Source organism: Agathobaculum sp. (assembly GCF_050946325.1).
Taxonomy (GTDB): domain Bacteria; phylum Bacillota; class Clostridia; order Oscillospirales; family Butyricicoccaceae; genus Agathobaculum.
The window spans coordinates 18,264-29,304 of record NZ_JBMNUP010000010.1; the positions used below are offsets into that span (position 1 = coordinate 18,264).

12 protein-coding genes are annotated in these 11,041 nt (G+C 58.6%); 1 reads left to right on the forward strand and 11 read right to left on the reverse strand.

All coding sequences use genetic code 11. From position 1 onward, the window contains the following. Positions 1 to 73: 73 nt before the first annotated feature. The 11 genes from gpmI to rbfA form a co-directional block, all read right to left on the reverse strand. Positions 74 to 1,768: a 2,3-bisphosphoglycerate-independent phosphoglycerate mutase gene (gpmI, locus tag ACOYIE_RS02080; RefSeq protein ID WP_433410364.1), complete on the reverse strand. Its 1,695-nt coding sequence runs from the start codon at positions 1,766 to 1,768 to the stop codon at positions 74 to 76. 106 nt (positions 1,769 to 1,874) lie between these two features. Then, positions 1,875 to 2,645: a triose-phosphate isomerase gene (tpiA, locus tag ACOYIE_RS02085; protein ID WP_433410366.1), complete on the reverse strand. Its 771-nt coding sequence runs from the start codon at positions 2,643 to 2,645 to the stop codon at positions 1,875 to 1,877. Between the two features lie 194 nt (positions 2,646 to 2,839). Beyond that, on the reverse strand, positions 2,840 to 4,030 hold the full coding sequence (locus ACOYIE_RS02090; protein ID WP_433410368.1) for a phosphoglycerate kinase: 1,191 nt from the start codon (positions 4,028 to 4,030) through the stop codon (positions 2,840 to 2,842). Positions 4,031 to 4,241: 211 nt separating this feature from the next. After that, positions 4,242 to 5,117, reverse strand: a complete 876-nt coding sequence (locus ACOYIE_RS02095; protein WP_433410369.1) for a DegV family protein — start codon at positions 5,115 to 5,117, stop codon at positions 4,242 to 4,244. 12 nt (positions 5,118 to 5,129) lie between these two features. Further along, a complete protein-coding gene (trmL, locus tag ACOYIE_RS02100) occupies positions 5,130 to 5,615 on the reverse strand; it encodes a tRNA (uridine(34)/cytosine(34)/5-carboxymethylaminomethyluridine(34)-2'-O)-methyltransferase TrmL (protein WP_433410370.1) in 486 nt (161 codons plus the stop codon). A 130-nt stretch (positions 5,616 to 5,745) separates the two neighbouring features. Next, positions 5,746 to 6,687, reverse strand: a complete 942-nt coding sequence (locus ACOYIE_RS02105; RefSeq protein ID WP_433410372.1) for a hypothetical protein — start codon at positions 6,685 to 6,687, stop codon at positions 5,746 to 5,748. Then, the gene (locus tag ACOYIE_RS02110) at positions 6,596 to 7,174 is read right to left on the reverse strand and encodes an RNA polymerase sigma factor (protein ID WP_433410374.1); all 579 of its coding nucleotides are present in this window, start codon (positions 7,172 to 7,174) and stop codon (positions 6,596 to 6,598) included. Before ACOYIE_RS02110 ends, ACOYIE_RS02105 begins: the two co-directional genes overlap by 92 nt. Before the next feature lie 370 nt (positions 7,175 to 7,544). Continuing rightward, the gene (gene ribF, locus ACOYIE_RS02115; RefSeq protein ID WP_433410376.1) at positions 7,545 to 8,450 is read right to left on the reverse strand and encodes a riboflavin biosynthesis protein RibF; all 906 of its coding nucleotides are present in this window, start codon (positions 8,448 to 8,450) and stop codon (positions 7,545 to 7,547) included. Between the two features lie 85 nt (positions 8,451 to 8,535). Continuing rightward, entirely contained in the window at positions 8,536 to 9,459 is a 924-nt protein-coding gene (gene truB, locus ACOYIE_RS02120; RefSeq protein ID WP_433410378.1) for a tRNA pseudouridine(55) synthase TruB, read from the reverse strand. Then, positions 9,440 to 10,408, reverse strand: a complete 969-nt coding sequence (locus tag ACOYIE_RS02125) for a DHH family phosphoesterase (RefSeq protein WP_433410380.1) — start codon at positions 10,406 to 10,408, stop codon at positions 9,440 to 9,442. Before ACOYIE_RS02125 ends, truB begins: the two co-directional genes overlap by 20 nt. After that, positions 10,405 to 10,776 carry a 30S ribosome-binding factor RbfA gene (gene rbfA / locus ACOYIE_RS02130; protein WP_433410382.1) on the reverse strand — a complete coding sequence of 124 codons (372 nt, stop codon included), beginning with the start codon at positions 10,774 to 10,776 and terminating at the stop codon, positions 10,405 to 10,407. The genes ACOYIE_RS02125 and rbfA overlap by 4 nt, the downstream gene beginning before the upstream one ends. Positions 10,777 to 10,824: 48 nt before the next feature. Here rbfA and ACOYIE_RS02135 point away from each other — a divergent pair. Continuing rightward, the coding region (locus ACOYIE_RS02135) for a hypothetical protein (protein ID WP_433410384.1) at positions 10,825 to 11,041 on the forward strand (217 nt) is incomplete at its 3' end.

The following is an 11,041-nucleotide window of genomic DNA, read 5'->3' on the forward strand; positions in this document are numbered from 1 at the left end:
GCAGGGGCGAGGGGGGTATCCGAAAAGGTTCCCTGGGAACTTTTTCGGTATCCAAGGGAGACAGAGTCCCTCCTTAGCGCTTCTCCAGAAGCGAATGCCCCGTCATCTCTTCCGGCTGCTTGAGGCCCATCATTTCCAGCATGGTGGGCGCAAGGTCGGCCAGCACGCCGCCGTCCTTCAGCTTGCCTTCGTGACCGATCATCACAAGCGGCACCGGATTGGTGGAGTGCGCGGTAAACGGCGTTACGCCGTCCGCGTCGAGCATCTGGTCCACGTTGCCGTGGTCAGCGGTGATGAGGCACTGGCCGCCCATCTGCTGGATGGCGGCAACCACCTTGCCCACGCCGTCGTCGGTCGCCTCAATGGCCTTGACAGCCGCCTCAAACACGCCGGTATGACCGACCATATCGCAGTTGGCAAAGTTCAGGATGATGACGTCATACTTGCCGGACAGAATGCGCTTGACGCACTCCTCGGTCACGGCCGGTTCGCTCATCTCCGGCTGGAGGTCATAGGTCGCTACGCGGGGCGAAGGAATCAGCGCGCGGTCCTCTCCCTTGTATTCCCGCTCAACGCCGCCGTTGAAGAAGAACGTAACATGCGCGTACTTCTCCGTCTCAGCAATGCGGAGCTGGGTCATGCCCAGTTCAGAGATATATTCACCGAAAGTGTTGCGCAGGCTCTGCGGACGGAACGCAACCTCCACGCCTGCAATGGAAATATCATACTGCGTCATGCAGACATAGTGGATGTTGCGCTTATGGCGCTTGAAGCCGTCAAACTCATGGTCCACCAACGCACGGGTAATCTGGCGTGCGCGGTCCGGACGGAAGTTTGCAAAAATGATCGCGTCGTCGTCGCGTACAATCGCGCCCTCGGTAATGATGGTCGGCACGATGAACTCATCGGTCACGCCGGCATCATAGGAGCGCTGCATGGCCTCATGCGCAGAGGGCGCATGTTCGCCTACGCCTTCCGCAATAGCCTGATAGGCCTTTTCCACACGGTCCCAGCGATTGTCGCGGTCCATCGCATAATAGCGGCCGGAAACCGTGGCGATGCAGCCTACGTTAACCGCGTCAATCTTGGCCTGCAGGCGATCAATAAAATCAATACCCGACTGCGGCGGCGTATCGCGGCCGTCCATAAAGCAATGGAAGCAGACTTTACGCAGACCATTCCGGCGCGCCATTTCAAGCAGCGCAAACATATGGTCGATATGCGAATGCACGCCGCCGTCAGACAGCAGGCCAAAGATGTGCAGCGTTGAACCAAACCAGCGGCACTGGTGAATTGCGCTCATCAGCGCCTCATTGCCGAAAAAGTCGCCGTCCTGAATGGACTTGGTGATACGGGTCAGTTCCTGATAAACGATACGGCCCGCGCCGATGTTGGTGTGGCCAACCTCAGAGTTGCCCATCTGGCCGTCCGGCAGGCCGACATCCAGACCGGAAGCGCCGATATAAGTCATCGGATTTTCCGCAAAGATCTTGTCCAGATTCGGGGTTTTTGCCGCTTCAATCGCGTTGCCCTTCTTTTCCTCACGGTGGCCGAAACCATCCATGATGATCAGCGCAGTCGGCTTTTTGGGGCCGGCCGCCTTTTTGCTGGACGAAGTTCTGCGGGTTGTGGTTTTCTTGGCGGCCGTGGTTTTTGCAGCCGTTTTTCTGGCGGCAGGTTTCTTGGCCGGCGTTTTCGTTTCCTCGGCCTGCTTGGCCGCGGCAGCGGTCTCAGCAGCCGCAGCCTCCGGCACGATTTTTTTCTTCATAAAACAGTTAACTCCTTTGGGAAGCGGACGAAAGGGGACAACGATGCTTCCCGATGTCCCCTCCCGCACACACGGTGCAGGATGGTCCCTTCACCGCATCAGTATCTTATTGGTTGGCTGCTTCCACGATGGTCGCGAAGTCAGCGCTCTTCAGGGAGGCGCCGCCGATCAGGCCGCCGTCAACATCAGGCTGGGCCAGCAGCTCGGCTGCGTTCTTGGCGTTCATCGAGCCGCCGTACTGGATGGTGATGCCGCGGGCAGCGCGCGCGCCGTACTTCTCACGCAGGCAGTCACGGATGGCAGAGCAAACCTCGCCCGCCTGCTCGGCAGTGGCGGTCTTGCCGGTGCCAATGGCCCAGATCGGCTCGTAAGCGATGACGACCTTCTTAATGTCCTCAAGCGCTACGTCCTTCAGCGCAATCTTGATCTGCTTGCGGATGACCTCCATGGTCACATCCTGCTCACGCTCGGTCAGGCTCTCACCCACGCACAGGATGGGACGCAGACCGTTCTCCAGCGCAACGAGCACCTTCTTGTTGCAGGCCTCGTCGGTCTCATTGAAGTACTGGCGGCGCTCAGAGTGGCCGATGATGACATACTTCACGCCCAGCTCCTTGAGCATATCGGCAGAAATCTCACCGGTAAACGCGCCGGACTTCTCATAATGCATATTCTCCGCACCGATGGCAATCTTGGAGCCCTTGGCTGCCTTGACAGCGGTCTGAATATCGGTAAACGGCACGCAAAGCACCATCTCGCACCACTTGGTCTTGGAAAGCAGCGGCTTCATCTCTTCAATGAGGGCCTTGGCTTCCGCCGGCGTCTTGTTCATCTTCCAGTTGCCGGCGATGATGGTCTTACGATATCTGCGATTCATGTTGGTTTCCCCTTTCAAGCTTTCAGACGGCTTTTCCGTCCTGACGGTTTATGTATTATAGCGGAACGGTCCTCGCTCCGGTATAAGTCATAAGCGCAGGCAAAATGCCGCTTATCCGGCATTTTGCCCGCCCATGTCCGGACCGAAAAGTCCGAACTGTTCTTCCGCTGCGCCCTGCGGCCGCAAGCGGAAGCTTACTTATCCTCCAGGCAGGCAATGCCCGGCAGTTCCAGACCCTCCAGGAACTCCAGCGACGCGCCGCCGCCGGTGGAGATATGGGTCATCTTATCAGCAAAGCCCAGCTTCTCAACCGCTGCGGCAGAGTCGCCGCCGCCAATGATGGAAACTGCCTTGCTGCCTGCAATCGCCTTGGCAACCGCCTTGGTGCCAACTGCGAAAGCGTCAAACTCAAACACGCCCATCGGGCCATTCCAGACAACCGTGCCGGCGTCCTTGACGGCCTCAGAGAACTTCTCCACCGTCTTCGGACCGATATCCAGACCCATCATGTTCTCCGGCAGCTTGCCCGCTTCATATACAACGGGTTCCGCGTCCGCGCCGAAGTGGTCGCCGCAAACGGTATCAACCGGCAGCAGCAGCTTCACGCCCTTGTCTTCCGCCTTTTTGATCAGGCCGAGCGCCAGCTCCAGCTTATCCTCCTCGCACAGCGAGGTGCCGATTTCGCCGCCCTGCGCCTTGGAGAAGGTGTACGCCATGCCGCCGCCGATGATAACGGTATCGCACTTGTCGATCAGGTTGTTGATGACGTTGATCTTATCCGAAACCTTCGCGCCGCCCAGAATGGCAACAAACGGACGGGCGGGATCGGACAGCGCCTTGCCCATGATGGAAATTTCCTTGTTGATCAGGAAGCCGCAGACAGCCGGCAGGTAATCCGCAATACCGGCGGTCGAAGCGTGCGCACGGTGCGCCGTGCCGAAGGCATCGTTGACATAGATTTCTGCCAGGGATGCCATTTCCTTGGCCAGTTCGGGGTTGTTCTTTTCCTCGCCCTTTTCAAAGCGAACATTTTCCAGCAGAATAGCCTCGCCCGGCTTTACCTCAGCGGCCAGACGCTTGGCATCTTCGCCCACAACATCCTTGGCAAGCTTTACCTGCTGGCCGAGCAGCTCAGAAAGACGCTCTGCAACAGGAGCCAGCGAATACTTCATGTTGAACTCGCCCTTCGGACGGCCGAGGTGAGAACACAGAATAACGGCCGCATTGTGGCCGAGCAGGTATTTAATCGTCTCCAGCGATGCGCGGATGCGCTTATCGTCTGTAATCTGGCCGTTTTCGTCCTGCGGAACATTAAAATCGCAGCGGACAATGACCTTCTTGCCGTTTACGTCAATATCTTCGACGCTCTTCTTGTTGTACTGCATAATATACCTCTCCTTCAAGATATAAAATTAACGATACAGAGGATCGCGGCCTTCCCTTCAAGAATTCCGCTTCCAAGACAAAATTATACTCGTTTTTCCGATATTACGCAAGCAAATTTACAAAAAAGCTCCCTTTTCCGGAATCTTTTATAGATTATTTGCGTTTTAGCGGAAATACTTGTGAAAAATTAAACACAATGCCCAATAGGAATCATTTGCGCGGCGCGCCGTAATATGCTACCGCCAGCGCCTGCGGACCGGTGTTGGTGATGACCGACGCACCGATGGGACAGCGGACAACCCCGCGGAAGCCGATTTCGGTCAAAAGCCGCTTTTCCAGCTCCTCAATCCGCGCGGCGGGCACGTCGCCGTAGAGCAGAATCGCCGTCTGTTTTTCCGGCTGCACCACGCGGGCAGAGGCTTTTTTGATCAGACCGGATACCAGCGCTTTTTCTCCGCGCACCTTATCGCATACCTGCACGCCGCCGTCATACACATGGCTGATGGGCTTGAGGCCGAGCGCCTCCCCCACAAAGGCCGCACCGCCCGAAATACGGCCGGATTTCTTCAGATGTTTCAGGCTGTACACGCCCAGAAACGCCTCCACCCGATTCAAGCGGCTCCTGACGACGCTCAAAATCGCCTCAAAGCTGTCCCCCGCATCGCGCAGTTCCGCAGCCAGCACCACAACATGCCCATAGATGTAAGTATAGGTTTCCGAATCGACGACTTCGATGCGCATCACGCTGCCGTACTCTTCCTCAAACATGCCGCGCGCCAGGCAGGCCGCCTGACAGGTGCCCGACCCCTTGCCGTTGATCAGCACGGCAAGCAGGTGGGTGCAGCCGCGCTCAAACGCGCGGCGGTAGGAATCCAGAAACTGCGCCGGCGTAACCATGGAGGTCGCAGGCACTTCGCTGCTCGTCTCGAGCAGCTTCCAGTATTCTTCCGCCGTCACGTCATAGTATTCACGGAACGTGCGCCCCTGATGGGTCAGCGTAATCGGAACCACTTCGATTCCGTGCGCCTGAATCTGCGCCTCCGGAATATCCGCCGAGGAATCGGTTAAAATATGAATTTTTTCCATCATCTTCTCCTTTTATGGTTGTGGGAACGGGCCCGCGAGCTTCAGGTTTTCAAATCCGGTCTGCCGCAGCGCTTCAAACACAAGAACCGCCACCGAATTGGACAGATTGAGGCTCCGCGCCCCCTCGCGCATCGGGATGCGCACACAGCGCTCCGGATGCGCGACCAGCAGGCTTTCCGGCAGTCCCTTTGTCTCCTTGCCGAACATGAGATAGTCCCCATCGCGATATTCGGCCTCGTGATAGGCATGCGGCGCTTTGGTGGTGGCATAAAAATACCGCCCGTCCGGATTTTTTTCAAAAAATTCGTCCAGGCTCTTATACATGCGGACATCGAGCAGGTGCCAGTAATCCAGCCCTGCGCGTTTCATCCGCTTATCGTCAATCGCAAAGCCGAGCGGCTCGACCAGATGCAGCACACAGCCCGTCGCCGCGCAGGTGCGGGCGATGTTACCTGTGTTCTGCGGGATCTCCGGCTCGACCAGAACAATATGCAGCATAAATCTTCCCCATTTTTGCAAAAGTACTTTTCTATTTTATGCGATTTCCGCTTTTTTTTCAAGCGTTTGTGCCTTTTTTCACAAAAAATTATCCCCTGACTGCAAAAAATCAGGGGATAATAACATCCTGTTATGCAATTTCCGCGTAAACGCCGTACAGATAACCGCGGGTTGCGGCCTGCTCGTCGGTGAGCACCTCGCCGGTGTAGCGCGGGCCGCTCAGGTCATCCGGATCGTCCGGATATTCGACCGCAAGCTTTCCGGTGTGCAGGGTAAGGGTCTGGGTGTCGGTCGTGCCGTCCGTAAAGGTAACGGTAACGGTCAGCTTCGCGCCCTCGAACGCATCCACACGGCTGTGCCATGCTGCCTGCAGATCTTCGTCCTCCTCGTTCTGCGCAGGCGCGTCCCAGAAGCCGTAGCTGGCGTCCGCGTCGTAGGCCTCTTCAAAGCTGGCGCCCAGCTTCCAGCCCAGGTCTGCCCACCACTGGTTGCGCTCCGGCAGGCCGCTTACGCCGACCATATCCGCGCCGTTCAGCCGCGGGTCGGTGCCCTGATGCAGCCCCGCCACATCGTCGTGCGCTACCTCAATCTGCTTTGCGCGGTACAGGCCGCCCTTGTCGATCGACGCGCTGACCTCCGCGATGTTGTCGCCCGTCACCTTAAACAGGCAGCCGGAGAAAAAGCCCTTTTCCAGATCATTCACGCCCGACCCGTTATCGAACACGATCTTGCTGCCTTTGGGCTGCATGGTCTCGCCCGTATCCGCAGCATACGCCACGATGCCGAACGAATTCGCCACCGCACCGGCCAGCACATCCGCCGCCGGCTGTCCGCTGCCGCGCGCCTGCCATACCGCCGTGCCGCCGACGATCACGCCGAACGCGCACGCCGCTGCCAAAATCCGCTGCGCCATGCCGAGACGGCGGCGCGGCTTCGCCTGCAAATGCTGCGGCGCGTCCTGCTGTGCGGCGCGGCGTACTTCACGCGCCGCCGCCAAGGTGCGCTGCTTGAGTTCCTCGGGCGCTTTTTCGTTCTGCATCCGGTTCAGTTCGTCCATTGTCTTTTTGTTCATCGTCAGATCCCTCCAAGTCCAGTTTCAGTTGCTTACGCGCACGGTGCAGCCGTGTGCGCACGGTCGCCGGCCGGCAGCCGGCCATTGCGGCGATCTCTGCGGTATCGTACCCCTCCACATAGTGCAGATGAACGACGGTGCGCAGATCCGGCGGCAGTGCATACACCGCCTGCCACAGCGCGCTGTGGTCGTCCGGTTCGGGTGCGGCGGCATCGGGTGCGGCCTCCAGCGGCGCAGTGCGCCGGAACCACGCCGAACGGCGCAGGTCGGTGCAGCGGCTGATCGTTACCCGCAGCAGCCACGCTTTCAGGTGCTCCGCATCGCGGAAATCCGTCGTATCCCGCAGCAGACGGAGAAACACCTCCTGATATACGTCCTCCGCATCCGTCCGGCTGCCCAGCCGGCACAGCGCCAGACGGTATACCGCGTCACCGCAGGTATCCATCGCCTCGCACAGGAATGCGTCGGATCGCAGGTTTGTTTGCACGGTGCTCTCTCCTCCTTTCTGTAAGCAACACGACAGAGAGATCTGAAATGTTCTGATTTTACGAAAAAATTTTTATGCAGGGCCGTTGCTGCCCTGCGCGTATTCGGATGAAAAAAAGCGCGCGCCTGCGGGCGCGCGGAGACTGTCGAAAAACTTGCGTTTTTCCGACAATCTGTGTTTTGGCTTCGCCAAACACAGACGAGAAAAAGTTCCCAGACGGAACCTTTTTCTCTCTCGAAGTATAAAAAGTCAGGCGCATGTCCTGACTTTTTATACATTTGCGCTGCAAATGCTATTGCATGCGCGCTGCCGCGCGTATGGCTGATAAGCGTTTGTAAAACACATTTTCAACAAACTGCGCGCGCCTTTTTCACTTTGCGAAATATTCCCTTGTCTGCCGGACATTCTGCGCAATCGCAGCCTTGAGCGCGTCGGTCGAATCAAAGCGCATTTCCGGACGCAGGAACTTGTGCAGCTCCACATGAATCATCTTGCCGTACAAATCTCCCGCAAAGTCCAGCAGGTGCGGCTCAATCGTCGGCGCGCCGCCGTCCCTGAAGGTGGGCTTGACGCCGATGTTGGTCGCCGCAATGTGGCTTCTTCCGTCCACCAGCACGCGGGTAGCGTAAACCCCGTAGGGCGGCAGCGCCATCTCCGGCGGCAGCGCCAGGTTCACCGTCGGCACCTGCAAAACGCTGGTGCCCACTCTGCGGCCGTGTTCCACCACGCCGGTTACCGTATAGGGATGACCGAGAAAGCGCGCCGCGCCCTCCATATCCCCCTGCGAAATGAGCTGGCGAATATAGGTGGAAGAAACAACAATACCGTCCACCTTGACGTCTTCAATGCAGTCATAGCCAATGCCTGCCTTTTTGCACTCGGCCGCCATGCCCTCGGCATTGCCCAGGCCCTTGTAGCCAAAGCGGTTGTTTCGGCCGGAGATAATCCATCCTGCGCCAAACTGGCCGATCAGCATCTTGTGGATAAAATCGCGCCAGTCCATGTGCTGCATGCGCTCGTCAAAATGGCCGAAGATGACCTCGTCCACGCCGCCGAGCAGCCGAATTTCCTCCCGCCGGTAGGCGTTTGCCGTAATCAGCGGCACCTGCCGCCCCAGAACGACCGAATCCGGATGCACGTCAAAGGTAAACACCGCGCTGGTTCCACCAATTTGACGCGCCCGCTCGACCGCTTTTTCCATCAGCGCACGGTGGCCAAGATGCACGCCGTCAAAATATCCAAGCGCAATCACGCGCGGTTTTTGCATTCCCTGCATTGTGGTCTCCCCCTGAATCTACTGTAATGCAAAGCGGGTCTCAAACACACGGCGCAGCGCCCTGCGCCGCGGCTTTCCGCCGCCTTTATCGGAAATTTTTATACACAAACAGGCCAAGTCCGCCCTTATCCAGCCGGCGCACCTGACCGAGCATCAGAAAGCGGCCGCCATGATATACCCTGCACAGTGCATTTTCCTGTTCCGGCAGCCCCTGCGCCTGCCGCGGAAATACGACCGCGCCGCGCACGATCCGCTCTGCGCCCTCATCCGTCAGGATAACCGCCGGAAAATCGGGAAACAGGCTGTCCGTCGGCAGCAGAAGGTCCTGTATGGAGCCGTCGTCCATCGCGCGCTCCACCTCGTCAAACGTGCGGCAGTTTTCCAGCGCATATGCGCCCGCGCGCGTCCGCACCAAACTGTGCATAACGGCCAGCGAACCCAGCGCTTCGCCAAAATCGCTGACCAGCGTGCGCACATAAGTACCCTTGCTGACCACGCACCGCAGGCTACCCCTGCGCGCAGTCTCGTCAAATGCCAGCAGCTCCAGCGCGCACACGTTGATATCGCGCGCCGGCCGCTCGACTTCTTTCCCCTTGCGGGCAAGGTCGTACAGCTTCCGGCCGTTCACCTTGACCGCCGAATACATGGGCGGCACCTGCTTCTGCGGGCCGAGGAATCCGGCCAAAACCCGCTCTGCCTCTGCGCGGCAGACCTTCTTTTCGCTGGTGCGCAGCGTTCGACCGGTCACGTCCTGCGTGTCCGTACACAGGCCCAGCGTAAAGCCTGCCACATATTCCTTATCCTGTGCCGCGGCAAAATCCGCCGCCTTGGTCGCCCCGCCGACGAACACAGGCAGCACGCCTGTTGCAAGCGGGTCCAGCGTGCCGCCGTGGCCGATTTTGCGGGTGTGCAGAATGCCGCGCAGCTTGGCCACCACATCGTGCGAGGTAAAGCCCTGCGGCTTATTCATCAGCAGAATGCCGTTTATCTCAGACGTCGCTCTGTTCATATACTTCCTCTGCCGCCTTCAGGATGGCCGCGCGCGCCTCTTCGGTGGACAGCTCCGCGCCAAAAGACGCGCCTGCCGCGCGCAGGTGACCGCCGCCGCCGCATTTTTTGCAGATTGCCGAAGCGTCCACTTCTTTGGTTGTGCGCACGGAGACCTTGGTGGTGCCGTCGCTGTTTTCCGTCAGCGTAATGCCGACCTGCACGCCTTCGATCTGGCGGGTCAGGGATGCGATGGAGTCCAGATCGTCCATATCCGCTCCCGTGCGCGTAATATCCGCGCGGCGCAGAACGGCAAGCGCAATTTTCCCTTCGTGCAGAAACTCCATCGTCTCAAAAATGATGCGCTCCATATCAAACCGCGGGCGCGATTTGGTTTCAAACAGCGCGCGGTTGATTTCGCCGCCGTCAATCCCCGCCGACAGGCAGGCCGCCGCAACCGCATGGCTGTGCGCGGTCGTATTGGAGAATTTGAAGCATCCCGTGTCGGTCGAAACGCCGACATACACGCACTCCGCAATATCCTGCGTCAGGCGCACGCCCATCGCCATCAGCACATCATAAATCACTTCCGCGCAGCCGCCTGCATCCGGCCGCACCAGATTTTCCTTTCCAAACAGCTCGTTAGAGCGGTGATGGTCGATCACAAGGTCAATTTTATCCTCGTACTGCTTTGCATTATCTGTAAACAGCTTCTGTTCCGCAATATCGGTGGAAACGATAAACTGCGGCACAAAACCGCTCTCCGGATAGCACGGCACAATCATCGGTGCGTACCGCCGGGTAATTTCAGGATTCTCCAGAATAAAGGCCCGCTTGCCCAGCTGGCGCAGTCCCCGGCAGAGCGCGCCTGCGCAGCCCGTGGTGTCGCCGTCCGGACGGCGGTGGGTCAGAATCAGAATATCGTTCTCCCGCAGCAGCGCAGACGCGGCGCCCTGTACGTCAACCGTCATTCCGCGTCCTCCCCTCCAAGCCGGCCCTCCTGCTTCAAATCATGCAGAAGCGCCGAAATATGCGCGCCGTGCGTAATCGAAGTATCCAGCTCAAACACCAGCTCGGGCGCATAACGCAGCTGCACCTTATGGCCAACCTCGCGCCGCAGCCATCCGGCCGCAGACTTCAGGCCCTTCATGACCTCTTTTGTCTGCTGCTCGCTGCCCAGTACGGAAACATAGCACTTGGCATAGCGCAGGTCGTTCGTCACCTCGCAGCGAACGACGGAAACCATCGCGCCCTGCACGCGCGGGTCCTTGACCGAGCGGATCGCCTCGGCCAGCGCCTTCATCACTTCTTCCGAAATACGGTCGATTCTTGTAGACATAAAAACTTCCTCCTTTTCTGAGGACAGGGTACAAATTGAAAATGGAGAATGGAAGATGGAGCATGTATTGTTCTTCCTCCATCTTCCGCGCAATATTCCCATCTTGAACAAACGGCGGGTGCCGTTTGCGCGGTGCGCCGCAGCGCCCGCATCAAAATCCCCCGCAAAACCGGGGCTTTGCCTCGGTTGTGCACCGCTGCTTCGGGACGCGCGTCCCGAACCGCCTTTGCCGTACAACGGCGGGGGGCGGTATTCCAAAAAGTTT